Source organism: uncultured Bacteroides sp. (assembly GCF_910586915.1).
GTDB lineage: Bacteria > Bacteroidota > Bacteroidia > Bacteroidales > Bacteroidaceae > Bacteroides.
Genome location: NZ_CAJULN010000009.1, coordinates 37,810 through 63,821, shown reverse-complemented (window position 1 = coordinate 63,821; position 26,012 = coordinate 37,810). Strand labels below are relative to the sequence as shown.

The 26,012-nt window shown below is 47.4% G+C and carries 21 protein-coding genes and 1 riboswitch; of the genes, 15 read left to right on the top strand and 6 right to left on the bottom strand.

The window, feature by feature from the left end:
• Positions 1-45: 45 nt before the first annotated feature.
• From QZ331_RS05580 to QZ331_RS05565, 4 genes are all read left to right on the top strand, one after another.
• Positions 46-1,392, top strand: coding sequence for a sigma-54 dependent transcriptional regulator (locus tag QZ331_RS05580; protein ID WP_294628790.1), 1,347 nt, complete (start codon positions 46-48; stop codon positions 1,390-1,392).
• A gap of 1 nt (position 1,393) precedes the next feature.
• Positions 1,394-2,686 carry an ATP-binding protein gene (locus QZ331_RS05575; RefSeq protein ID WP_294628788.1) on the top strand — a complete coding sequence of 431 codons (1,293 nt, stop codon included), beginning with the start codon at positions 1,394-1,396 and terminating at the stop codon, positions 2,684-2,686.
• A gap of 92 nt (positions 2,687-2,778) precedes the next feature.
• Positions 2,779-3,483 (top strand): CDP-alcohol phosphatidyltransferase family protein, encoded by a 705-nt coding sequence (locus tag QZ331_RS05570; RefSeq protein ID WP_294628787.1) that lies wholly within the window; start codon positions 2,779-2,781, stop codon positions 3,481-3,483.
• Between the two features lie 4 nt (positions 3,484-3,487).
• Positions 3,488-3,913 carry a GtrA family protein gene (locus QZ331_RS05565; RefSeq protein WP_294628786.1) on the top strand — a complete coding sequence of 142 codons (426 nt, stop codon included), beginning with the start codon at positions 3,488-3,490 and terminating at the stop codon, positions 3,911-3,913.
• Between the two features lie 92 nt (positions 3,914-4,005).
• Here QZ331_RS05565 and QZ331_RS05560 read toward each other — a convergent pair whose 3' ends face one another.
• On the bottom strand, positions 4,006-5,580 hold the full coding sequence (locus QZ331_RS05560; protein ID WP_294628784.1) for an Rne/Rng family ribonuclease: 1,575 nt from the start codon (positions 5,578-5,580) through the stop codon (positions 4,006-4,008).
• Positions 5,581-5,863: 283 nt separating this feature from the next.
• Positions 5,864-6,139 carry an HU family DNA-binding protein gene (locus QZ331_RS05555; RefSeq protein ID WP_004300646.1) on the bottom strand — a complete coding sequence of 92 codons (276 nt, stop codon included), beginning with the start codon at positions 6,137-6,139 and terminating at the stop codon, positions 5,864-5,866.
• Between the two features lie 202 nt (positions 6,140-6,341).
• Here QZ331_RS05555 and mutY point away from each other — a divergent pair, with 202 nt between their 5' ends.
• The 4 genes from mutY to QZ331_RS05535 all read left to right on the top strand — a co-directional run bounded on the left by mutY (position 6,342) and on the right by QZ331_RS05535 (position 10,007).
• Positions 6,342-7,391 carry an A/G-specific adenine glycosylase gene (gene mutY / locus QZ331_RS05550; RefSeq protein WP_294628782.1) on the top strand — a complete coding sequence of 350 codons (1,050 nt, stop codon included), beginning with the start codon at positions 6,342-6,344 and terminating at the stop codon, positions 7,389-7,391.
• 85 nt (positions 7,392-7,476) lie between these two features.
• Positions 7,477-7,929, top strand: a complete 453-nt coding sequence (gene ssb / locus QZ331_RS05545) for a single-stranded DNA-binding protein (protein WP_294628780.1) — start codon at positions 7,477-7,479, stop codon at positions 7,927-7,929.
• Between the two features lie 77 nt (positions 7,930-8,006).
• Positions 8,007-9,359, top strand: coding sequence for a gliding motility-associated protein GldE (locus tag QZ331_RS05540; RefSeq protein ID WP_294628778.1), 1,353 nt, complete (start codon positions 8,007-8,009; stop codon positions 9,357-9,359).
• 15 nt (positions 9,360-9,374) lie between these two features.
• Positions 9,375-10,007, top strand: coding sequence for a 4'-phosphopantetheinyl transferase family protein (locus tag QZ331_RS05535; RefSeq protein ID WP_294628776.1), 633 nt, complete (start codon positions 9,375-9,377; stop codon positions 10,005-10,007).
• A 97-nt stretch (positions 10,008-10,104) separates the two neighbouring features.
• Here QZ331_RS05535 and QZ331_RS05530 read toward each other — a convergent pair whose 3' ends face one another.
• Positions 10,105-11,484 carry a tryptophanase gene (locus QZ331_RS05530; RefSeq protein ID WP_294628774.1) on the bottom strand — a complete coding sequence of 460 codons (1,380 nt, stop codon included), beginning with the start codon at positions 11,482-11,484 and terminating at the stop codon, positions 10,105-10,107.
• Between the two features lie 367 nt (positions 11,485-11,851).
• Positions 11,852-12,065: riboswitch (cobalamin riboswitch) on the top strand.
• Between the two features lie 201 nt (positions 12,066-12,266).
• On the opposite strand from QZ331_RS05530, the gene QZ331_RS05525 reads away from it, so the two are divergent.
• The 3 genes from QZ331_RS05525 to QZ331_RS05515 are packed head-to-tail and all read left to right on the top strand — an operon-like array spanning position 12,267 to position 17,090.
• The gene (locus QZ331_RS05525) at positions 12,267-14,309 is read left to right on the top strand and encodes a TonB-dependent receptor (RefSeq protein WP_294628772.1); all 2,043 of its coding nucleotides are present in this window, start codon (positions 12,267-12,269) and stop codon (positions 14,307-14,309) included.
• A gap of 4 nt (positions 14,310-14,313) precedes the next feature.
• Positions 14,314-16,302: a YncE family protein gene (locus QZ331_RS05520; protein ID WP_294628771.1), complete on the top strand. Its 1,989-nt coding sequence runs from the start codon at positions 14,314-14,316 to the stop codon at positions 16,300-16,302.
• 23 nt (positions 16,303-16,325) lie between these two features.
• Complete coding sequence (locus tag QZ331_RS05515; protein WP_294628769.1) at positions 16,326-17,090, top strand: DUF4465 domain-containing protein; 765 nt, start codon at positions 16,326-16,328, stop codon at positions 17,088-17,090.
• Positions 17,091-17,179: 89 nt separating this feature from the next.
• Here QZ331_RS05515 and QZ331_RS05510 read toward each other — a convergent pair whose 3' ends face one another.
• The 3 genes from QZ331_RS05510 to QZ331_RS05500 form a co-directional block, all read right to left on the bottom strand.
• Entirely contained in the window at positions 17,180-18,127 is a 948-nt protein-coding gene (locus QZ331_RS05510) for a DUF5106 domain-containing protein (protein ID WP_294628767.1), read from the bottom strand.
• Positions 18,128-18,217: 90 nt separating this feature from the next.
• Entirely contained in the window at positions 18,218-19,999 is a 1,782-nt protein-coding gene (locus QZ331_RS05505; protein WP_294628852.1) for an ATP-binding protein, read from the bottom strand.
• A gap of 10 nt (positions 20,000-20,009) precedes the next feature.
• Positions 20,010-20,699: a response regulator transcription factor gene (locus QZ331_RS05500; protein WP_294628765.1), complete on the bottom strand. Its 690-nt coding sequence runs from the start codon at positions 20,697-20,699 to the stop codon at positions 20,010-20,012.
• A 183-nt stretch (positions 20,700-20,882) separates the two neighbouring features.
• Between QZ331_RS05500 and QZ331_RS05495 the strand changes: the two genes are divergently transcribed.
• From QZ331_RS05495 to QZ331_RS05480, 4 genes are all read left to right on the top strand, one after another.
• Positions 20,883-22,076 (top strand): hypothetical protein, encoded by a 1,194-nt coding sequence (locus QZ331_RS05495; protein WP_294628763.1) that lies wholly within the window; start codon positions 20,883-20,885, stop codon positions 22,074-22,076.
• 362 nt (positions 22,077-22,438) lie between these two features.
• Positions 22,439-23,239 carry a DUF3805 domain-containing protein gene (locus tag QZ331_RS05490; protein WP_294628762.1) on the top strand — a complete coding sequence of 267 codons (801 nt, stop codon included), beginning with the start codon at positions 22,439-22,441 and terminating at the stop codon, positions 23,237-23,239.
• A 3-nt stretch (positions 23,240-23,242) separates the two neighbouring features.
• Positions 23,243-25,111 carry an ABC-F family ATP-binding cassette domain-containing protein gene (locus QZ331_RS05485; protein ID WP_294628760.1) on the top strand — a complete coding sequence of 623 codons (1,869 nt, stop codon included), beginning with the start codon at positions 23,243-23,245 and terminating at the stop codon, positions 25,109-25,111.
• 49 nt (positions 25,112-25,160) lie between these two features.
• The gene (locus QZ331_RS05480) at positions 25,161-26,009 is read left to right on the top strand and encodes a histidinol-phosphatase (RefSeq protein ID WP_294628851.1); all 849 of its coding nucleotides are present in this window, start codon (positions 25,161-25,163) and stop codon (positions 26,007-26,009) included.
• Positions 26,010-26,012: the final 3 nt, after the last annotated feature.

The following is a 26,012-nucleotide window of genomic DNA, read 5'->3' as shown; positions in this document are numbered from 1 at the left end:
GAAGAACGAAGAAGAGAGAGTTGTTATTTTTTGTAGTTTTGCAACATGATTCTGATAATTGACGACGATAGTATTGTGCGCTCATCGCTTAGCTTTATGCTCAAGCGGGCGGGATATGAGGTGCAGGCAGTTCCCGGTCCTCGGGAAGCAATGGATGCAGTGCGTGCCGAAGCTCCCGATTTGATATTGATGGATATGAACTTCACCCTTTCCACTACGGGCGAAGAGGGGTTGACGCTGCTTAGGCAAGTGAAGATATTCCGCCCCGAAACTCCGGTGATATTGATGACTGCCTGGGGAAGTATCCGGCTTGCTGTACAGGGAATGCAGGCGGGAGCTTTCGATTTTATTACTAAACCGTGGAACAATGCCGCCCTGTTGCAGCGTATCGAAACCGTTTTGCAGCTTTCTGCTGCTCCCGAAAGTACTGCAATACAGGAACAAAGCACTGCTTTCGACCGCACTCACATCATCGGTCGCAGCCGAGCACTGACGGATGTGCTGAATACCGTCGCCCGCATAGCAAAGACCAATGCATCCGTGCTGATTACAGGCGAAAGCGGCACAGGCAAGGAGTTGATAGCCGAAGCTATTCATATGAACAGCCGGCGTGCAAAGCATCCGTTTGTCAAAGTCAATTTAGGTGGAATTTCCCAAAGCCTGTTCGAGAGCGAAATGTTTGGCCATAAGAAAGGGGCTTTTACCGATGCCTCTTCCGACCGCATAGGCCGTTTTGAAATGGCAGACAAAGGGACTATCTTTTTAGATGAAATCGGTGACCTCGACCCTTCCTGCCAAGTGAAACTGCTACGTGTGTTGCAAGACCAGACGTTTGAAGTGCTTGGCGACAGTCGTCCCCGCAAAACGGACATTCGCGTAGTCTCTGCAACGAATGCCGATTTGCGCCAGATGGTAAACGAGCGTACTTTCCGCGAAGATTTGTTCTACCGCATCAATCTGATAACCGTACAATTGCCTTCTTTGCGCGAACGTCGCGAAGACATTCCGTTGCTGGTACGTCATTTTGCCGACTGCCAAGCTGCTGCGAACGGATTGCCGCGTACAGAATTTACTGCTGAGTCCTTACAGTTTCTAAGCCGTCTGCCTTTCCCCGGAAACATTCGTGAGCTGAAGAATCTCGTAGAACGCACCATCTTGGTAAGTGGGAAAACGATGCTTGACGCGTCCGACTTCGATGCACAGTATATCCGTCGCGACGATGCAAGAACCGCTACATCGCTGGCAGGCATGACTTTGGATGAGGTGGAACGGCAGACCATCCTTCAAGCGCTCGAACGCTGTCGGGGAAATCTGAGTCAGGTGGCAACCGCATTGGGCATCAGCCGTGCCGCGCTTTATCGCCGTCTTGAAAAATATAACATTACCGTATAACGTGCGTATAAAAGGATTTTTTTACATACTTGTCTTTTTGTTGCTTTCATTGGGCGGCCTTTTGCTGTTCCTTTCCAGCCAACTGAATCCTACCTTTTTCTACATGGGGCAGGGATTGATACTTTTTATCCTTGTCTATCTTGTCTTTTTCTACCGGAAACTTCTAAAGCCGCTCAATACCATAGGAAACGGTATGGATTTGTTGCGCGAACAGGATTTCAGCAGTCGTCTCAGTCCGGTAGGGCAATACGAAGCCGACCGCCTTGTCAATGTATTCAACCGTATGATGGAGCAACTCAAGAACGAACGTCTCCGCCTGCGCGAACAGAACCACTTTCTTGATTTGCTGATTAACGCCTCTCCAATGGGAGTGATTATCACTACGCTCGACGGACATCTATCGCAACTTAACCCGATGGCACTGAAAATGCTGGATGTCCGCCAGGACGAAGTAAAGGGCAAGTTTCTGAAAGAAATAGACTCTCCTTTGGCGGCAGAACTGGCAAGCGTGCCGAAGGGAGAGACAATAACCGTGCGCTTGAACAACTCCAATATCTATCGTTGCGTCCACTCTTCTTTTATCGACCGTGGATTCCAGCACCCTTTCTTTCTGATAGAAAGCCTGACGGACGAGGTGATGAAAGCCGAAAAGAAAGCCTATGGAAAAGTAATACGTATGATAGCGCATGAAGTGAATAACACCACTGCCGGCATCGTTTCCACACTGGATACCGTGGAGCAGGCACTTGCTTGTGAAGAAGGTCGGAGCGACATCTGCGATGTGATGCGTATCTGTACCGAACGTTGTTTTTCAATGAGTCGGTTTATCACCCGCTTTGCCGATGTGGTGAAAATACCCGAACCTACACTATCGCCCGTTTGCCTGAACGATCTTGTGCTCACCTGCACACGTTTTATGGAGGGAATGTGCAACGACCGCCGTATCAAGCTCCGTATGGAAATGGATGAAAACCTGAAAGAAGTGATGTTGGACGCCGTTCTGTTGGAACAAGTGCTTGTGAATATCATTAAAAACTCTGCCGAAAGCATTGGAACGGATGGCGAAATCATCTTCCGTACTCTTTCGCCCGCTATCATTGAAGTATTGGACAATGGCGGCGGTATCAACAAAGAAACGGAAGCTAAATTATTCAGCCCTTTCTTTTCGACCAAACCCAACGGACAAGGTATCGGACTTATCTTTATCCGTGAAGTGCTGATGCGGCACGGATGTACATTCTCCTTGCGTACATATTCCGACGGATGGACTAAATTTCGGATTATTTTTCCTTGATGATACTTTTAAGTGTTAAATAGCCTCAAAAAGACATCTCTATATGTACACATTTGTTGAAATAAGATATACTTTTGCTGAAAAATTTAGGAATGGGTAAAGAATCGTCAAATAGAATACAGACTTCATTGCTTAACGCAATGGAGAAAAAAGCATTGATATGGCTGGCGGAAAGACAGCCGTCGTGGATGACTTCGGATATGTTGACATACATCGGGCTGCTGGGTGCCGTTGTCTGCGGACTGGGGTTTGCTTTGGCTCATATTGACAAGAATTATTTGTGGATTTCATCATTAGGGCTGGTGATAAACTGGTATGGCGACAGCCTTGACGGAACGTTGGCACGTGTGCGTCATACGCAACGCCCGATTTACGGCTTTTTTATCGACCATACGTTGGATGCGGTGACTATCTGCATCATGTGCATCGGAGCAGGCATTTCTCCTATGTTTAGGCTCGATGTAGCCATGTTGGTGTTGGCAGGATATCTCGTGCTTTCCATTTATACATATATTTCCACGATTATTAAAGACGAATTCAGATTGACTTACGGCAGTTTCGGCCCTACGGAATTCCGTTTGGTAGTCATACTTATCAATACCGTGTTTATGTACACTCCTTTGTCTGCAATTTCCTATACGGTTGGCGGACAAACGTTGGGTGTATTTGATATTGCCGGTTTGCTGATTGCTCTTTTCCTTTTCGGAGCATGGCTCAGCCAATTCCTTGTAGACCGCCGTATTCTTGCCGAACGCGATCCGTTAAAGCCCTATAACCCCGAAAAAAAGGAGGATTGATAGTTTGCGTACCTATTTAGAGTTTGTAGTAAGCCGTCTGTTCGGCACAGGAGTCGATACGTTTGTATTGTGGATATGTTCCCATTTCCTTTTCGAAGGATATTGGGGAGTTTATGTTGTTTCACCTATCATTTCGTTCGAGTTCGCAGTGATGAGCAACTTTCTCTGTTCGTATTGCTGGATATGGAAAGACCGCATAAGCGGCAGGTGTACGCGTGACTTTTGGCTTCGCTTCTTTGTGTTTAACCTCTCTTCCGTAGTGGCTTTTTTAGTGAAGATGCTATTCCTGCTGATTTTCGAGAAGATGTTCGGATGGGGTGTGATATGGTGCAACTTTGCAGCATTGCTTATCTCCGGATTACTTAATTACTTTTTGGCAGATACGTTTGTGTTTCGCAAGTGTTTCGTTTCTACGAGGAATGAGGGATGATTTCTTGTTGGGTTCTGCAGAGAAGTTCCGATAAGCGGTGATATGAAAAACAAAAAGGCGGCTTGTTCTTTTTGACGAGCCGCCTTTTCTGTCTATTTGATTTCGAATTCCTCCTTCATGTCGATTTCTTCTCCATGTATATCATAGAACACATATTGTAGAAATGCGAGTTTTTGGCTTGGAATAACCTTGATACCTAATCCGTATTTCATCTGCCACTTCCGTTTCAGGGAAACGAGTCCTTGATTGATATAAGCGGCCACATATGGATGGACGTGTAACGAGAATTTCTTAATCTTCAGTTTGTTGACCAGATAATCAATTTTACTCTCCAAAGTGTCCGTAAAGAGAATGGACGACTTGATAGTGCCTTTGCCGAAGCAGGTAGGGCAGATTTCACTTGTGTTGACATCCATTGCCGGACGCACACGCTGGCGTGTAATCTGCATCAGCCCGAATTTGCTGAGCGGCAGAATGTTATGCCGTGCCCTGTCTTTCTGCATATTGGCACACATCCGTTCGTAAAGTTTCTGACGGTTTTCGGCTTCGTTCATGTCGATGAAGTCTACGACGATGATACCACCCATATCTCTTAATCGCAGTTGGCGTGCCAGCTCGTCGGCAGCCCCCAAATTTACTTCGAGTGCGTTGCCTTCCTGTCCGTTGGCGTTTTTGGTGCGGTTTCCACTGTTCACATCCACTACGTGAAGTGCTTCTGTGTGCTCAATAATCAGATAAGCACCGCTCTTGTAAGAGATGGTTTTTCCAAACGATGATTTAATCTGCTTGGTGATGCCGAAATTGTCGTAAATGGGAAGTTGGCCTTTGTATAGTTTCACGATGTTGGCGCGTTCGGGTGCAATCAGTGATACATAGTCTTTGATTTCATTGTACACAGCCTCATCATTGACGTGAATATTTTCAAAAGAAGGGTTGAAGAGGTCGCGCAACAAGCCTACGGCGCGGCTGGTTTCTTCATAAATCAACGTCGGATACTTGGTGGCTTTCTGTACTTTCGCCATTGCATCTTCCCAATGCTTGATCAGGACTTTAAGCTCTCCGTCGAGTTCGGCTACGCGTTTGCCTTCGGCCACTGTGCGGACGATTACACCGAAGTTTTTCGGCTTGATGCTCATCAGCAGTTGTTTCAGGCGGGCGCGTTCTTCGCTCGATTTAATTTTTTGTGATACGGAAACTTTATCGTTGAAAGGGATGAGCACGAGATAGCGTCCTGCAAATGATATTTCGGACGTCAGTCGAGGTCCCTTCGTGGAGATAGGTTCCTTTACGATTTGCACCACAACTTCTTGTCCTACCTTGAGTGTGTTGGATACAGTGCCGTCCTTGTCAAGATCGGGAAGCAGGGTTGCTTTGCTGATGGAGTTCAGCCTCTTTTTGTCGCTTAAAGTCTGCTTTACAAACTTTTCGAGTGAGTTAAATTGAGGACCCAGGTCAAGATAATGAAGGAAAGCGTCTTTCTCGTAACCGACGTCTACGAAGCAGGCGTTCAGTCCGGGCATCAATTTCTTGATGCGTCCCAAATACATATTGCCCACTGAAAAAGAAATGTTTCTTCCTTCGCTTTGAAGTTCCACCAGACTCTTGTCTTCGAGAAGAGCAATGGAGACCTCTTTGGGCTGTACGTCAACTACTAATTCACTTGTCACTGGTTTGTTTCCTTATTATTGATTGAACCTTATTCCTATGAACAACATTATTGACAAATTGTTCATCTTGGGTTAGCTACTTAAACAAAGAACAAACTTGAAAGACATTGGCTTCGCAAGTTTGTTCTTTGTTTCTGTGTGAATCAGACTTAAAAATTATTTTTTGCTTTTATGTCTGTTCTTTCTCAGTCTTTTTTTACGCTTGTGCGTAGACATTTTGTGTCTTTTTTTCTTTTTTCCGCTTGGCATAGCTTCACATTTTATGGGTTAATACTCTTGTTTATTATTTCTTTACTGAAATTGTAAATGTCTTAGCCGGTTTGAAAGCCGGAATATTGTGCTCGGGGATAATAATAGTAGTGTTCTTTGAAATATTACGAGCGGTTTTCTGCGCTCTTTTCTTTACAACGAAACTACCGAATCCGCGTAAATACACGTTCTCGTCATTGGACAAAGAATCTTTAACAGCGTCCATGAATGCTTCAACTGTTGTAAGAACTGTCTGTTTGTCAATCCCAGTTTTCTTTGTAATCTCGTTTACAATATCTGCTTTAGTCATTTTTCCTTAAAAAAAATATTATTACTATGTTATTGCTAATTTTTTGGACTGCAAATATATAGCTTTTTCATCTCCTAAAAAAATATATTATGCACATTTTTCTAAAAAAATAGTGGCTTTGGGGTTTCTTATAGGCAAAAGAGTTACTTTTGTGTCTCTTTTGAATAGCATATACAAGATAAATGTTAGATGATACATTAGTATGAGTGAGTTTACTGAAGTAATTATAAGGTGGTATGAAGAGAATAAACGTGAGTTGCCCTGGCGGGAATCTTCCGATCCGTATCTGATATGGATTTCAGAAATCATCCTCCAGCAGACGCGTGTGGCGCAGGGATATGATTATTTTCTTCGTTTCGTTGAGCGTTTTCCCGATGTACGTACATTGGCAGATGCGGACGAGGATGAGGTGATGAAGTACTGGCAGGGGTTAGGCTATTACTCGCGTGCCCGAAATCTTCATGCCGCTGCTAAAAGCATGGACGGGGTTTTCCCGCAAACGTATTCGGGCGTACGGACTTTGAAAGGAGTAGGGGAGTACACGGCTGCAGCTATCTGCTCGTTTGCCTATGGTATGCCCTATGCGGTGGTGGACGGAAATGTGTATCGTGTGCTTTCGCGCTATTTCGATATTGGCACCCCGATTGATTCGACCGAAGGGAAGAAACTCTTTGCGGCTTTGGCGGATGAGTTGCTGGATAAAAAACGTCCAGCTGTTTACAATCAGGCGATAATGGATTTCGGTGCGGTTCAGTGTACCCCGCAGTCGCCTGATTGCCTGTTTTGTCCGTTGGCTGACGGCTGTGCGGCACTCTCGAAAGGAAGCGTGTCAAAACTGCCAGTGAAACGGCATAAAACGAAAACCACCAACCGTTATTTGAATTATATTTATGTACGTGCGGGCGCGCATACCTTTATTAATAAACGGACGGCAGACGATATTTGGAAAAACCTGTTCGAGCTGCCTTTGATAGAAACGTCGGTGGCTTTGCCCGAAAAAGAGTTTTTGGCTTTACCCGATTTTCGGTCGTTCTTTGCGCCGGGTGAACATCCGGTAGTTCGCTCAGTGTGCAGAGAGGTGAAGCACGTGCTGTCTCACCGGGTGATTTACGCCAATTTCTATGAAGTGACGTTGCCCGAAGCAACCACTTCTTTCAGTAAGTTTCAGAAAATAAAGGTAGAAGAATTGGGGCAATATGCCGTTTCCAAATTGGTGCACGCTTTTGTTGAGAAGTATGTCGATTCAAAATAAAAGTTATAACAATCCTTGCATCCTATTGTTATTCTGTTTAATTTTGGCACAAATTTGAACGAAGTATTATAAACTTGATACATATATGTCGATAAACAAAGTGATATTGATAGGGAACGTAGGACAAGACCCGCGGGTGAAATATTTTGATACGGGTTCGGCTGTGGCAACTTTTCCGTTGGCTACGACAGACCGTGCCTATACGTTGCAGAACGGTACCCAAATTCCCGAACGGACGGAGTGGCATAATATTGTTGCATCCAACCGCTTGGCAGAGATTGTGGACAAGTATGTGCACAAGGGTGACAAACTGTATCTCGAAGGGAAGATTCGCACACGTTCTTACAGCGACCAGTCGGGTGCTTTGCGCTATATCACCGAGATTTATGTAGACAATATGGAAATGCTGTCTCCGAAAGGGGGTAATCAGGGAACTTCCACTGCTGCACAACAACCCGGTGCCGGACAGCCGCAACAAGCGCAGCAATCACAGTCGAAACCTGTGCAAGATAATTTGGCAGACGACCTGCCATTCTAAATAATGTGATAGTGTGCCAATAGGTTTTCGTGAGCAGATTGGCACATTGTCTTTTGTTAAACTAAAACATATACTCTTTGGAATCAGATGGTTATTTAAGCCAATTGGCTGACATTTTCAACGGTATTACCGTAAACACTCCTTCTATTTCTGCTATTATTGCCATAGTATTGGCAGGCGTGCTCCTGCTTGCTTCGGGATTTGCTTCGGCTTCTGAAATTGCCTTTTTCTCGCTTTCCCCTTCAGACCGGAATGACATTGACGAACGCAATCATCCCTCCGATGACAAAATAAGTGCTCTTCTCGGTGATACCGAGCGTCTTTTGGCTACGATTTTGATTACCAACAATTTTGTGAACGTAACCATTATCATGCTCTGCAACTTCTTCTTTATGAATGTCTTTGTGTTTCATTCTCCGCTGGCAGAGTTTTTGATACTGACAGTCATATTGACTTTCCTGTTGTTGCTGTTCGGTGAGATTATGCCGAAGATTTATTCGGCGCAGAAGACACTGGCGTTTTGCCGCTTCTCCGCACCGGGTATCTATTATTTGGAAAAAATATTTCATCCGGTGGCTACCGTGCTCGTGCGTTCTACCACGTTTCTCAACAAACATATTTCCAAGAAAAGCCATAATATTTCCGTTGACGAGTTGTCTCATGCGCTGGAACTTACGGACAAGGCGGAGCTGACCGAAGAGAATAATATTCTTGAAGGTATTATCCGTTTCGGTGGGGAGACTGTGAAGGAGGTCATGACCTCCCGTTTGGATATGGTTGATTTGGATATTCGCACACCTTTCAAGGAGGTGATGCATTGCATCATTGAGAATGCTTATTCGCGCATTCCTGTCTTTTCCGGTTCGCGGGATGATATCAAGGGCGTGTTGTATATCAAAGACCTCCTGCCTCATGTGAGCAAAGGGGATAACTTCCGTTGGCAGTCGTTGATTCGTCCTGCTTATTTTGTGCCAGAGACGAAGATGATTGATGATTTGCTTCGCGATTTTCAAGCAAATAAGATTCATATCGCCATTGTTGTGGACGAGTTCGGAGGAACTTCCGGATTGGTGACGATGGAGGATATCATCGAAGAGATAGTGGGAGAAATTCATGATGAATATGACGACGAAGAGCGTACGTATGTCGTGTTGAATGACCGCACTTGGGTGTTTGAGGCAAAGACGCAGTTGACTGATTTCTATAAGATTGCGAAGGTAGACGAGGATGAGTTTGAGAAAGTGGTGGGCGATGCCGATACTTTGGCCGGTATGCTGCTTGAGATAAAGGGAGAATTCCCGACTTTGCACGAGAAGGTGACTTATCATAATTACGAGTTTGAAGTGTTGGAGATGGATAGCCGCCGTATTTTGAAGGTAAAGTTTACGATTCTGCCTAAGGAGGCGGAAGGCTTCGAAGAGAAGGAGTAATCGGTCAGACGTAAGATGGCGCTATATCTGCAACATAAGACGGAAGGTGTACAGTGGGCTGTCTGGAAGATGGAAGAGCCTTTGAATGCATTGTTGTCTCTTCTACCTGAGGGATGGAGAATCGCTTGCGAGCGGGAATTGAACCGTTTTGTTTCCGAACGGCGGAAACTGGAGTGGACGTCTGTCCGTGTCTTGCTTTATACGATGCTTCGGGAAGAGAAGGAGATTACTTACTCTTCTGAGAACAAGCCTTATCTGTCTGATTGTTCTTTCTTTATCAGTATTTCTCATACCAAAGAATACGTTGCTGTGATTCTCAGTACGCGGAGTGCCGTCGGCATTGATATAGAGCAATACGGTCAACGGGTTCATCGGGTGGCTGACCGGTATATGCGTTCCGACGAGCAGGCGGCGGCTTATCGGGGAGATACGACTTGGAGTCTGTTGCTGCATTGGTCGGCAAAGGAAGCGGTATTTAAACGTATGGAAGATGCAGATGCTGACTTGCGCAAACTTCGTCTGACGCATTTTGTTCCTCAAGAGGAGGGTACGTTTCAAGTCCGGGAGTTTGCCACGGAATTGCAAAGAACATATGAGATTGGTTATCGCGTCCATCCGGACTTTGTGTTGACGTGGACTTTGAATTGATGCAAAATAGATGATAATTCAAAAAGAACGGTGAATCACAGAGAGGGAGTAGAATCTCCTCTGTGATTCACCGTTTTTTTATCAGTCTCTTCTTTATTTATACCGACAGTCTTTCGAGTTTGACTGTGAAATGCCGCATTAGCGGAGCTTCCCAGGCAATGCTTACCCCTCGCGTGATGCTTTCCCTGCGGTCGTACACATTTTTGAGAGCGGCGGCTATCACATTCATATGATTGTCTGTGTACACCCTGCGGGGGATGGCAAGGCGCAGCAGGTCGAGTCCGCCGAACCGGTTCTCGTGCGTTACCGGGTCGCGGTCGGCGAGGATATAACCTATTTCACATCCCCGGATACCCGCTTCCAGATAGAGTTCGATGGTAAGAGTCTGTGCCGGAAACTCCTCTTTCGGTACGTGTGTCAGCACTTTGGGAGCATCGATGAAAATAGCATGACCGCCGGCAGGGCGCTGATAAGGAATTCCGTATTCGTCCAACTTCTTTGCCAGATACTCCACCTGCCTGATGCGTGTTTCGAGGTTGTCGAACTCCGTGTTTTCATCCAGTCCGATGGCGAGTGCGTTCATGTCTCGTCCATTCATTCCGCCATAGGTGAGGTATCCTTCGTACTGTACGCAATATCCTTTGGCTCCTTCGTACCACTCCTCGCGGCGTGTGGCGATGAATCCGCCCATATTGACGATTCCGTCTTTCTTGGCACTCATCGTCATACCGTCGGCAAGGGCAAACATCTCTTTGGTGATTTCCTTGATAGACTTGTCGCGATAGCCCTCCTCACGCATTTTGATGAAGTAAGCGTTTTCGGCAAAGCGCGCGGAGTCGAAAAGTACCGGTTTGCCATATTTGTCGGCAATGGCCCTTACTTCGCGCAGGTTTTGCATGGATACAGGCTGTCCGCCGGCAGTGTTGTTGGTGATGGTTATGAGGATGAAGGGGATGCGTTCAGCGTGTTCCGTCAAGGCTTTCTGTAGTTTGTCGGGGTCTACGTTTCCTTTGAAGGGCAGTTCGAGTTGCGTCTCTTTGGCGGCGTCGACGGTGCAGTCCAATGCGGTGGCGTGCCGTCCTTCGATATGTCCTTTGGTGGTGTCGAAGTGCGAGTTGCCCGGCACGATGTCTCCTTCGTGCACCAGGTAGGAGAAGAGCACGTTTTCGGCGGCGCGTCCCTGATGCGTAGGGATGACGTACTCAAATCCGGTCAGTTTGGTAATCATCTCTTTCAGCTTGAAGAAAGAACTGGCACCGGCATAACTTTCGTCGCCCAGCATGATTCCCGCCCATTGGCGGTCGCTCATGGCTCCTGTGCCCGAGTCGGTGATAAGGTCGATGTAAACTTGTTCCGATTTGAGTTGGAATACGTTGTAATGTGCTTCTTTAATCCATTGTTCGCGTTCTTCGCGGGTGCTTTTGCGGATGGGTTCTACCATCTTGATTTTCCATGATTCGGCAAAAGGTAATTCCATTGTGGTATTATTTAAAGGTTTATAGCGACGAATGTAGGGAAAATATTGCAGAATAACAAGAGAAGGGCTGCCTTCCTGCTTTTATGGCTTGTTTTTGTGCGATTTATACTCTCATATTCAGGGTGTTACAGCGCATATATGTGCTGCGTGCAGGAGATATAGATGTTGCGCGCAGGATATATATGCGCTGGAGATAGGACATATATATGCTGGAAATAGGATATATAGATGGTGGAAATTGGGTACAGACACCGTGCAAACCGGTCGTGTGGCGCGTGCAAATGGCGGATAATTATATCTTGTTCAGTTGCAGAAACGATTGGAATAAGAAAAAGGACGCCATTATTGCAAAAGCCAAATAAACTCCCTATCTTTGCCGCGCATCGGTTCGCAATCCTCCGACTACATACGGGGAAAGCGATTAAAAGGGAATCAGGTGTAAATCCTGAACAGTCCCGCTGCTGTAAGTTCCGTGCAATATGTTGCGAGCAATCCACTCTTTAGCCACTGGAAGGCAACTTCCGGGAAGGCGCCCGCAACAGGAACAAGTCAGAAGACCTGCCATGCACTTCTCATTTCACTGCTTTCGAGGAAAAAGCGTTGAATCTAATGAACCGGACACCTTTCTGTCTATCATTTCATTCATCACTCTGATTCAGAGAAAGTATGTTTTGTAAATAAACTCTGCCAAAGTTTATTCATGCGTGTCCGGTCGAAGGGATTTCGCCCGGACACTTTTAACAACAAAAAAAGAACAGACCTGTAAGACAAGGATGAAAGATATGAAGTTACATAAAGGAATTTGTGCGGCATTCGGCTGTCTGCTGCTCTCCGCCACGCTTTTTGCACAACAGCAGCAAAAGGTCGACACTGCGCGTACCTATTCCATCCCTGAAATAACAGTCTCCGACAGGTATCAGACACGGGAGATACGTTCTGCCGCCCCGTTGCAGATATTTTCCAAAGAAGCGCTGAAGAATTTGCACGCCCTGCAAGTTTCCGACGCGGTGAAACATTTTGCCGGAGTGACCGTGAAAGACTACGGCGGTATCGGCGGACTGAAAACCGTCTCCATACGCAGCCTGGGCGCACAGTACACAGCCGTGGGCTACGACGGAATCACCCTCACCGACTGCCAGACGGGGCAGATTGACATCGGACGTTTCTCGCTCGACAATGTTGACCAACTGTCGTTGAGCAACGGGCAGAGCGACAACATCTTCCAGCCCGCACGCTTCTTCGCTTCGGCAGGAATCTTGAATATACAGACGCTCACCCCTCGCTTCCGGGAAGGAAAACGCACGAACATCAGTGCAGCTTTCAAAACAGGTTCGTGGGGATTGGTCAATCCCTCCGTTCTCCTCGAACAGCAACTCGGCAAGCGATGGGCCGTCACAGCCAACGGCGAATGGATGTCTTCGGACGGCCGATATCCGTACACCCTGCACTACGGAAATGCGGACGGCGACCTGTCATCGCGAGAGAAACGGAAGAATACCGGCGTACAGACCTTCCGTGCCGAAACCGGGCTTTACGGCAACTTTTCCGACAACGAGCAATGGCGATTGAAAGCATACTATTTCCAGTCGTCCCGTGGATTGCCGAAAGCCACTACGTTTTATAACGACCATTCCGCCCAACACCTGTGGGACAAGAATGCATTCGTACAAAGCCAATACAAGAAAGAGTTCAGCCGGCAATGGGTATGGCAGACCTCCGCCAAATGGAACTGGAGCTACCAGCGTTACTTGGACCCCGATACGAAAAACGCTTTGGGAAAGACCGAAAACAGCTACTACCAGCAGGAATATTATCTTTCCGCCTCGGTACTGTACAGAATATGGAGCAATCTCTCGCTCTCTCTTTCGACGGATGGAAGCGTCCACACGATGAACGCCAACCTTACCGATTTCGTACAGCCCGCACGCTACTCGTGGCTCACCGCCTTTGCCGGAAAATACATGAACGACTGGCTCACAATCTCGGCCTCCGTCTTGGCAACCCTCATCAACGAGGATGTCAGAGAAGGCGGCAGTGCCGGTAATCACCGCCGGTTTACCCCTTATGTCAGCGCTTCATTCAAGCCGTTTCGCCACGAAGAGTTCCGTATCCGTTTCTTCTACAAGGACATTTTCCGCCTGCCGAGTTTCAACGACCTGTATTACCAAGAAGTGGGAAACACGAAACTGCGCCCCGAAAAGGCCGAACAATACAACATCGGTCTTACATACAGCAGAAACATATGCGCATCCGTGCCTTATCTTTCGGCAACCGTTGACGCATATCACAACAAAGTAACTGATAAAATCATCGCTTATCCCACCAAGAACCTCGCCATATGGAGTATGCGCAACTTGGGAAGTGTGGACATCAAAGGCGTTGATATCGCAGGAACTCTCTCTCTTCAGCCGTGCGCGAAAGTCCGTATCAACCTCTCCGGCAATTATACCTACCAGCGGGCGCTTGATGTCACCGTCGCCGGCTCCGGTTCAAATCCGGATAAATCGACCTACAAGCATCAGATAGCCTATACTCCCCGCGTCTCCGCTTCGGGGCAGGCAGGTCTTGAAACGCCCTGGATAAACCTGTCTTACTCGTTCCTCCATTCGGGCAAACGCTACGCAGTGGGGCAGAACATCGCTGCAAACCGGCTCGACAGTTACAGCGACCATAGCATTTCGGCAAGCCGCGACCTCCGGATAAGCACGGTCAACAGTTCGCTCACCCTGGAGGTGCTGAATCTGATGGATAAGAATTACGAGATTGTGCGATACTTCCCCATGCCGGGACGCTCGGTAAGGGCAACGCTAAAAATAACATATTGAGAATATGAAAAGAAAATGGATACATAGGATGTGGTTCTGCCTGTCGGTGCTGCTGCTGTTCGCCGCTTGCGACGATATGGAGGACAAGCCTTTCACCTCAGACATCGCGGGCGACCCGACCGAGACGGACACTGCCGAACTGTATGTGCTGTGCGAAGGACTGTTCAATCAGAACAACAGCTCGCTGATGCGTTTCTCCTTCGGTAATGGGCAGATGACACGCAATTATTTCACCTCCGTCAACCGTCGCGGACTGGGCGACACGGCAAACGACCTGGCTATCTACGGCGACAACATATACATTGTGGTCAACGTATCCGGCACGGTGGAAGTGATGGACTTCCATACGGGACGTTCGCTCAAACAGATTCAGATACGTACGGAAAACGGCACTCCGCGCGAACCGCGTTGCATCGCCTTTCATAAAGACAAGGCCTATGTATGTTCGTACGATGGCACGGTGACACGCATTGACATCGCCTCGCTTGCCGTCGACGCCGTTACTACCGTAGGACGGAATCCGGACGGAATCTGCGTACAGAACGAGAAGCTATATGTTTCCAACTCCGGTGGGCTGGACTATGCTTCCGGCTTGGGAGTAGACAATACGGTGTCCGTGGTGGATATTGCTACATTCAAAGAAACCGCCAAAATCACCGTCGGCCCCAATCCGGGTAAAATCGTGGCCGGTGCGGATGGCAATAGCGTCTACGTAGCCCTCCGTGGCGAAAACGTGGAGGCGGGCAACTATGATTTTGCGAAAATTGACTGCGCAACAGGCAAAGTCACCCACTACAACGAGAAGGTGCAGAACTTTGCCGTTGACGGCGAGATTGCCTATCTCTACCATTATAATTATGGTACGCAGGCGGCTTCCATCAAGACATTCAATCTGAAAACAGGGAAAACCCTTCGCGAGAATTTCATTACGGATGGAACAGGCATCGATACTCCTTATGGCATCAACGTGAATCCTTATAGCGGCAACGTGTATATCACCAATGCGTACGACTACACCCTCTACGGCGACATACTCTGCTTCAACCAGCAGGGGCAATTGCAATTCCGGCTGAACAGCATCGGACTGAATCCCAACACGATTGCATTTAGTGACATCGCTTCGCAAGGCAACGTCGGCGGCAACGAAGATGAAGCAGGAAACTCGCCCGCTTTCGCCCATAAAGTGTGGGAATACAGACCGGCTCCCGGACAGTTTATCAATACAAGCACCTCGGCCTACGAAGCCGGATTCACCGCCGAACAAGTACTGGCGTGTGCCACCGAAAGGTTGAAGAAGAAGTTGCTTATCTCATTGGGCGGATTCGGTGGTACAATCACCGTAGGATTCCCCCAACCCGTCGTCAACCGCGAAGGAGAATACGACTTCAAGATATGGGGTAACGCCACTTACAACCGCTATACAGCCACAGGCGCACTTGGAGGAAGTGCCGAACCGGGCATCGTATTCGTATCCAAAGACGCAAACAACAACGGAATACCCGACGATGAATGGTACGAACTGGCAGGAAGCGAGTTCGGAAAAGATACGGAAACGCGTGGCTATGAAATCACCTACTACCGCCCGCAACCTTCCGGCGGCGATGTCCGTTGGAAGGACAATCAGGGCGGGGAGGGAGCCATCAGACGCAACACCTTCCATCAGCAGGATTCCTATTACCCTATGTGGATAGCAGAAGACGAAATGACCTTCCGTGGCACATGCCTGAAAGACAACGCAGTGGAAGAAAACGGGGTATGGGTGGGATACTGTTATCCCTGGGGGTATGCAGACAACCATCCCAACAGCAGCGAATACAGCCAGTTTAAAATAGACTGGGCGGTAGACAGCGACGGACAGCCCGTTTCATTAGACCGCATCGACTTTGTAAGAATCCATACCGCCGTCAATCAGGATGTCGGGTGGACGGGAGAGATTTCCACTGAAATCGTTGCCGTAGAGAATTTGCATTACGAAGATAAATCAACCAATTAATAATTTAAATCAAAACAAAAAACATGAAAAAGTTATCTTTATTTTTATTGATGTTCGCATTCGCTTTTTGCGGATGCAGTAATGAAAATGACGAGGTTAAAAACGAAGGCAAAGAGGTGATCGTTAGTTTTGAAGACTTGCTGACCGAAGCGGAAACCGAATTCAAAACAGAAGACGGAGAAAAAGATAATCCTGCTGATTATTACTATAAGAGTAATTTCAAGGACTCCAAGAGTCTGATAAAGTTTCTTCACTGGTATGGTGATTTGGGATTCGGCGGTGGTTTCACCTATACAAACAAAACTGATGTTACCACTCCCGGATACACTAACAACAGCGCCATCACCGGCAAGGGAAAGAACGGAAAAGTTTATCTGACATCCCATACCAATAGTTTCACCAAAGCACAACTTACCAATCTCCATTCCGATAAATACAGATTCAAAGGTGCATGGGTAACAAACAGTACGTATGCTTATCTTGCAATTAAAAACCAGGATGATGCCGGTGTGGGAGCTGTGAAAGAATTTGCTGAAGGCGACTGGTTTAAACTGACAGTAATTGGCTATAAAGCCGATGGCACCGAAATAGGAAAAGCGGAACATTACCTTGCCGACTACAGAGACGGTAAAAGAAAAATCGTAAATACTTGGGAATGGTTCGACTGGAGTGCTCTTGAGGAGGCCGAATATATCGAGTTTGAGCTAAGTTCAACCGACAATGGAGAATATGGAATGAATACACCTGCTTACTTTAGTATCGACGCCATCACCATTGAAGAAAAGTAATTAATCCACATTGTACAAAAGGAGTATCAAGACCCGCCACAGAATTCTAAGGCTTCTGTGGCGGGTTTTGATACATTGCCCTTTCCGACTTATATCGAATTTCCATTCATTAGTAGATACTCTTCGATAGCTTGCGTTGTCGCATCTTTTAAAAGCACGTTTTTATCCTTGTTCAGAAGATAGAGGGTAGGAATGGCTTTCAAGTCATACAACTGTTGTTCTTTGATAGCGAATGTCTTGTCATATCCGTTCGTCCATTCTTTCGGGAAATCATTCAGGTGTTTTCGCCATTCATCCACTTCCTCGTCGGGATAGATAGAAAGAACGGTCAGTTTCTTTTGTACCAAAAGTTGATTGATGACGGGTGCATTTTTTAATGCTTCGATAGTCTCTGCGCAGGCGTGGCAGCCGGGGTTATTGATGAACAATAGAGTATAGTCCGATTGATGCTGGTAAAGAGAACCTTGCGTGCCGGAAGCCAGTGTATAACTGAAATTTAACGCTTGGGTTCCGATACGGTTTTTCTGAGCCAGTTCGCGACGGGCTTTGGGGCGTACCTTCTCTATTTCTTCCAATACGGGAGCGGCCAATATGGCGTCTAATACGGGAATATAGAACTCTTCGTTGCGCATCGGGGAATTGGGATCATAGAGATATTTGTCTGCCAAGTCGGTGATGTAAGCAAATACTTTCTTATCCACATAAGTCAGTTCGATTGTTTTCCGCATGGCTTGCTGTGCAGTCTCTAAAGGGACATGGTTCAGTATGTCGCAATAATCCGCCCAGGCCTGTTCGGTGATTTCGGGATGATGGATGTAGTTCGTATCGGCAAAGTTCACATTATCCCAATAATGCTTGACGAGGAAGTCGGCTCGTAAAGCCGGGACGGTCAGTGTGGGCGGGATGGCGGGCAAGGTGAAAGTCTTAATGGTATCCTGTGCTGCTTCGGCGTTGTTCAGGCTGGAAGCATGGCCGCTTTTGCAGGCACAAAGACAAAAGAGACATACGATGGAAAGCGTATTTATGTTCGTTTTCATAATGGAACGTTATTAGATTGAACTTCTATGAATTACATAGACGGCAAAGATAAGACCTTCTTTTCAAAGAACCTTGTTTTTAGACGAATTTTACCTCTCCTTTGCCAATGTAAATACAAACTCAAGTCCACCGCCCTGGTAATTCTTGGCGGAAATGCTGCCTCCATGAATAATTACCGCATTCTTCACAATGGCCAACCCCAGTCCTGTTCCGCCTAACTTTCGCGAACGCCCTTTGTCTACCCGGTAAAAACGTTCGAAGAGACGGTTCAGATGTTCGGGAGATACACCCACTCCCGTATCGGCAAAGCTGAAATAATAGAAAGCCTCGTCTTCGCGGAAACAATGGATGTGAATCTCAATATTCGTTCCGGCATACGCAATGGTATTATCCGTCAGATTGCGGAAGATGGAATAAAGCAGAGAATAGTTTCCTTTCACCTGTATGTTCTTCTTCAAGGAATTGACCACCGCGATATGTTTCTCGTCCAGTTCCAGTGCAACCTCATTGATGATGTTTTCCACCAATACACTGATATCCACCTGCTCCATATCAATCAGATTGGCAGCCTCGTCCATGCGGGTAAGTACGGAGATATCACGCAACAGCCTGCTCAACCGGTTGCTTTGCGCATAACAGCGTTCGATAAACACGTCACTCTTTTCGCGTGGTATGTTTTTATTGTTGACGATTGTCTCCAGATACCCCTGGATACTGCTGACCGGTGTTTTCAACTCATGTGCGATGTTTTGTGTCAACTGCCGTTTCAGATTCATCTGTTCTTCTTCCTGGGTGACATCGTTGATTGAAATCTCAAAGCTCGCATCCTGAAAGATGATACATTCCACGATAAACGTACGCCCGTTCTTGTGGATGGTGACAGACATCCGCTGTTCATTCTTTTCTCTCGAACGCTGTTCCCGGTTTTTGTTGATGAACTGTATAATCTCTTTCAGTTCGCTGATGGCAAAGACCTCTTCCGTCGTTTCCAGGTTGGTGTCTGAAATCAGGTTACTGTATTGGGTGAAGAGGTTATTGACAAGAATCTCCTTTTTATCTTTTGTAAAGACGCCCAGCCCTTCGTGCGAAATTTGAAGATGGGTAATCAGCTTCTCGCGTTCGATGTAGAGAGCTTCTTTCGTTTTGTGCAGCCGTTTGTAGATTTGGATAATATGCTGTGATATTTCTCCTAATTCGTTGTGCGGAAAAGCTGACTGCATCTCCATCTCGATAGGTTCGTTCCGGTCGGCGCGCATGGCAAATTCGCGGAGCTGGCTGATGGAAGTGCCCAACTTATTCGTGAACTTATAGAAAAGTGCCATGAGTAGTAAAGTCACGATGACGGTAAACCACAGGTAATGTGAGTCTGCTTGCAGGTTGTTGATAAGCCTGACGTTGTAGGGCAAGGCCGAACGGAGGATATAATCCTTATAGCATGTAGCCGAATAGAAATAGGGGACTCCGGTGGTTTCGGAAGTGCGGCGCAGGTCGTATCCGTTGCCGCGTTTCATCGCTTTCTGTACTTCGGGGCGGTTCAGGTGGTTTACCATCTGCTCGTCGTGGTTCGGATAGCTGTCGTAGATGACATTTCCGTTCAGGTTGATGAGCGTAACGCGCAAGTCTTCCAAAATATGCTTGTGGATGTAATCGTCAATAATTCTGTTGTCGAGCGGTTGCTTCTCCAGCCGTTCGTAGAGCCGGCTGTTGTAATCCTGCAATTTGGTATGCAGCAGTGTTATTTTATACTCCCGTTCGCGTTGGTACTGATAGGCGATAAAGCAGACTACGAATACTAAAAACAAGGAGATGACCGAAAGGAACAGTTTTCGGCTGAAAGAGAGAAAATGTCTTTGACTGACAGGCTGTCTCATGATGAAAGGGTTATTCGGCTTCAAAATAGTATCCGTATCCGAGGCGTGTGACAATGCATTTGCCGTAGGCTCCTATCTTTTTGCGCAGCCGGGTGATGTTGACGTCGACGGTGCGGTCCAGTACATACACTTCGTCGCTCCATATACGTGCCAGGATGTCTTCACGCGAAAAGACGCGTCCTTTGTTCTGTAGCAATAGAAGCAATATTTCAAATTCTTTCTTGGTCAACGACACTTCTTGGTTGTCGACGCTCGCTTTCTTTTTTGTGATGTCGATGACGAGCGTCTGATAGATAAGCTGTTCGGGTGCTTTTTCCGTGTCGGCAGCCGTCGTACGTCTCAGCACGGCCTTCACGCGGGCAATGACTTCGCGCAGGGAGAAAGGTTTCGAGATATAATCGTCGGCTCCCAGGTTGAATCCCGTCACAGTGTCGTTCTCGGTATCCTTCGCTGTGATAAAGATGATGGGTACTTTGGCTGTCTTTTTGTCTTTTTTCAGGATGCTTGCCATTTTGAATCCGGAGATTTCTCCCATCATCACATCAAGAAGAATCAGATGGTAGCTGCCGATGTCCGTTCTCAGTGCTTCTTCGGCAGAGTTTGCGGTATCCACCTCATAACCTTCGTTCTCAAGGTTGAACTTCAGAATCTCGCAGAGGTCCTCTTCGTCATCGACAACTAAAATGCGGTTTTCGTTCATATAGCTATATCTGTTAATGTGATAGGACAAAGTTACGTTTTTATTTGATTCGATGCAAGAATGAAAAGACTTTGAAAGGGGATAGGAAAGTTTTTAGGGGTCGTAAGAGGAAAAAACGGCGGCTATTTGTTATCTTTGTTAGCGAGAAATGATACAGATGTTTGATTACAGAAACTACAAGCGATGATAAGAATTGACTGGAAACGGCATAAACGCGAAGTGACAGGTGCGGTGGTTGCAGTGCTGCTCCTGCTTGGCGGTGTGTCTCTCTTTAAATATACCTCTTTTAGCAGCGGATTTGAGATAACCGACGATTTGGGTGGAAACATTTTCCCGTCGGCCATCCTCTCCGTTGCCACTACCGATGCACAAGTGATTGTACCTTCGGATTCCGCTTACTTGGGAAACTCGAAATCGTGCATTGCCATCCGGCTGAAATCCCAGACTGCATACAGCCGTGTGCGCATTGAAGTGGCTGAAACTCCCTTCTTCTCCCGTTCCGTATCGGAGTTTGTGCTCAACAAGCCACGTACGGAATATACGGTTTATCCGGACATCATTTGGAATTACGAAGCGTTGAAAGGCAATGTGCAGCCCGAACCGATAAGTGTAGCCGTCACGGTGGAGGTGAACGGGAAGGAGTTGGGGCAGCACGTGCGTACGTTCTCCGTGCGCAGCATCAACGAATGTCTGTTGGGGTATGTGGCCAACGGGACTGATTTCCACGATACAAGCATCTTCTTTGCCGCCTATGTCAACGAAGAGAACCCGATGATTGACCGCCTGCTCCGCGAAGCGTTGAATACCCGCATTGTCAATCGCTTTCTCGGTTATCAGAGCAACGTCAAAGGAGCGGTAGACAAGCAGGTGTATGCTCTTTGGAATGCGTTGCAGAAACGCAAGTTCCGTTACAGTTCCGTCTCCAATACCAGCCTTTCGAGCAATGTCGTATTCTCGCAGCGCGTCCGTACGTTCGACGATGCGTTGGAATCCTCGCAAATCAACTGCGTGGACGGCAGCGTGTTGTTCGCATCCTTGCTTCGTGCCATCAATATCGACCCTATCCTGGTGCGTACACCGGGGCATATGTTTGTAGGCTACTACACAGACCATTCGCATACCGGCAAGAACTTCCTCGAAACAACAATGATTGGCGATATCGACCTCGACGACTTCTTTCCCGACGAGCAACTGGACTCCACGATGGTGGGTAAGTCGCAGAACGAAATGTCATGGCTCACCTTCGAGAAATCCAAACAATACGCCAACAAGAAGTACGAAGAGAATGAAGAAGGCATCCATTCGGGCAAACTGAACTATATGTTTTTGGAGATTTCCAAAGAGGTGCGCCGAAAAATACAGCCGATAGGTAAATGATAATACAGGGATTCACCACAGAGGACACAGAGTCTCACAGAGTTTTTTGATGATTGTCTGCTATCTTTCTTTATTTGCCAAAGGTAGTGGATTTGACCTTATAATCAATTGGTTACAGCATCTATATGCGCTGCGTGCAGGACATATGGATGCTGGCCGCAGGATATATAGATGCTACGTGTAGGACATATATGCGGTGAAAATAGCTCATATATGCACTGCAAATCGGCCATACGGCAAGCACAAACAGCGCATTATCGTCAAAGAAAAACTCTGTGAGACTCTGTGTCCTCTGTGGTGAAATTTTTGTAGTTCGTATTTAATTACTACTTTTGCCAAGTAATCATTATTAATGAAAAAGGATGCAAGGCAAGAAATTTATCTCTCCCGGAGCATGGTTTTCAATGAACTATCCATCAGACTGGAATGAGTTTGAAGATGGCGAAGGCTCTTTTCTTTTCTACAATCCCGATGTATGGTCGGGCAACTTTCGTATTTCCGCATTTAAAGGCAAAGCCGGCTATGGCAAACAGGCTGTCGCCCAAGAACTGAGTGAGAACGATTCCGCCTCGTTGGTAAGAGTCGGAACCCTGGAGTGTGCATACAGCAAAGAGATGTTTCAGGAAGAAGGAACCTATTACACCTCCCATGTATGGATTACGGGCATCGGCGACATTGCGTTCGAATGCTCCTTCACCGTCCCCAAAGGCGGAAGCGTGCAGGAAGCCGAATACGTCATTGGCACTTTGGAGATACGCAAAGAGGGAGAGAAGTATCCCGCCGAACTGATACCTGTCCGCCTTTCGGAAATATTCCAGATAAACGAAGGATACGAGTGGGTCGTATCGACCGTAAAGCAGGAATTGAAGAAAGATTTTCAAGGCCTGGAAGAAGACCTTGAGAAACTTCAACAAGTGGTGGACAGTGGCAAGATAGGATTGAAGAAGAGAGACGAATGGCTGGCTGTCGGTCTCACCGTCTGCGCGATTCTTGCCAACGAAGTAGAGGGCATGGAATGGAAAACATTGGTCGACGGCAACCGTGAAGCCCCTGTGCTCCAATACAAAGGCCGCATCATCGACCCGATGAAATTGGCCTGGAGCAAAATAAAGGCAGGAGAATCTTGCAACGTAGTAGAAGAATATAAGAAGTGTTTGGATTGAAAAATGGCTGTACCTTATTTACAGATAGATAACCTGACCAAGTCGTTCGGCGATCTGGTGCTTTTTGAGAACATCTCTTTCGGCCTTGCCGAAGGCCAGCGTGTGGGACTGATAGCGAAGAACGGTAGCGGGAAAACCACCTTATTGAACATCATCGCCGGAAAAGAGGGTTACGATAGCGGCAGCATCGTTTTCCGCCGCGACCTCCGTGTGGATTATCTCGAACAAGACCCGCAATATCCCGAAGAACTGACCGTGCTCGAAGCCTGTTTCCATCATGGCAACAGCACCGTAGAACTTATAAAGGAGTACGAACGCTGCATGGAAACCGAAGGACATCCCGGACTGGAAGACCTTCTGGCACGTATGGATCAGGAAAAAGCCTGGGAATATGAACAGAAAGCCAAGCAAATCCTTTCGCAACTCAAAATCCGCAACTTCGACCAGCAGGTGAAACAGCTCTCCGGCGGACAGTTGAAACGTGTCGCCCTCGCCAACGCCTTGATTACCGAACCCGAACTTCTCATTCTTGACGAGCCTACCAACCACCTCGACCTCGATATGACCGAATGGCTTGAGGACTACCTGCGCCGTACCAACGTCAGCCTGCTGATGGTGACGCACGACCGCTACTTCCTCGACCGTGTCTGCTCCGAAATCATCGAGATAGACAACCGGCAAGTCTACCAGTACAAAGGCAACTACAGCTATTACCTCGAAAAACGGCAGGAGCGCATCGAAGCCAAAACCGTAGAAATAGAACGTGCCAACAACCTCTACCGCACCGAACTTGACTGGATGCGCCGGATGCCGCAAGCACGCGGACACAAAGCGCGCTACCGCGAAGAGGCTTTCTACGAACTGGAGAAGGTGGCAAAGCAGCACATACGCAATGACAATGTGAAGTTGGAAGTAAAAGCATCCTACATCGGCAGCAAGATATTCGAAGCCGACCACCTCTACAAGAGCTTCGGCGACCTGAAAATACTCGAAGACTTCTCTTATATCTTCTCCCGCTATGAGAAGATGGGAATCGTAGGAAACAACGGAACCGGAAAATCGACTTTCATCAAGATACTCATGGGGCAGGTGCAACCCGACAGTGGCACGCTGGATATCGGTGAAACAGTCCGCTTCGGCTATTACTCGCAAGACGGACTCCGGTTTGACGAACAGATGAAGGTGATTGACGTCGTGCAAGACATTGCCGAAGTCATCGAATTGGGCAACGGAAAGAAACTGACCGCTTCGCAATTCCTGCAACATTTCCTCTTCACCCCCGAAACCCAGCATAGCTATGTCTACAAACTGAGTGGGGGCGAGCGCCGTCGTCTTTACCTGTGTACCGTCCTGATGCGCAATCCGAACTTCCTCGTACTGGACGAGCCTACCAACGACCTCGACATCATCACGTTGAACGTGCTCGAGGAGTATCTCCAGAACTTCAAAGGCTGTGTCATTGTCGTATCGCACGACCGCTACTTTATGGATAAGGTGGTAGACCATCTCATGGTATTCAACGGGCAGGGAGACATCCGCGACTTTCCTGGAAATTACAGCAACTACCGCGACTGGAAAGACGCGAAAGCCCAAAAGGAGAAAGAGGCCGAAAAGCCGCAGGAAGAAAAGACAGCCCGCGTCCGCCTGAACGACAAACGGAAGATGAGTTTCAAGGAGAAGCGCGAATTCGAACAGTTGGAAAAGGAGATAGCCGAACTCGAAGCCGAAAAAGCCCGAATCGAAGAGCTTCTTTGTAGCGGCACACTCTCTGTTGACGAGCTGACCGAGAAGTCGAAACGCCTGCCCGAAGTGAACGACTTGATTGACGAGAAGACCATGCGCTGGCTCGAACTCAGCGAAATAGAGGGCTGACCGGCAAACCGAATCATCCAAAGAACTCCGATTGCAAAACCTTGATATGATGACAAACCTTACCAACTATCATAGCCACTGCCTCTATTGCGACGGGCGTGCCAACATGGAAGATTTTATCCGTTTTGCTATCAACGAAGGCTTTACTTCCTATGGTATCTCTTCCCATGCCCCGTTGCCGTTTGCTACTGCATGGACAATGGAGTGGGACAGGATGGAAGATTATCTTGCCGAATTCGCCCGCCTCAAAGAGAAATACGCGGATAAGATAGAGCTTGCCATCGGTCTTGAAATCGATTATCTGAACGAAGAGAGCAATCCCGCTTCACCCCGTTTCCGGGAGTTGCCGCTCGATTACCGGATAGGTTCCGTGCATATGCTCTATTCTCCGGAAGGGACTGTCGTGGATATCGATACTTCGGCAGATACTTTCCGTGGGTTGGTAGACAAGCATTTCGGCGGCGATTTGAATTCCGTTGTCCGTCTTTATTACAAGAGCCTGCTTCGCATGGTCGAATTGGGCGGATTCGATATTGTCGGTCATGCGGACAAGATGCATTACAATGCTTCCTGTTACCGTCCCGGATTGCTGGACGAACCGTGGTACGACGCTTTGGTCCGCGATTATTTCGCGGCGATAGCCCGCCGTGGATATATTGTCGAAATCAATACGAAGGCTTATCACGAATTAGGCACGTTCTATCCCAATGAACGTTATTTCACTTTGCTGAAAGAGTTAGGCGTCCGCGTGCAGGTGAACAGTGACGCCCACTATCCCGAAAGAATCAATAATGCCCGTCGCGAAGGCTTGGCGGCTTTGAAGAAAGCAGGCTTCACGTCGGTAGCGGAGTGGCACGGCGGAAGGTGGGAAGAGAGAGCTGTTATGTCGGAATTGTAATTT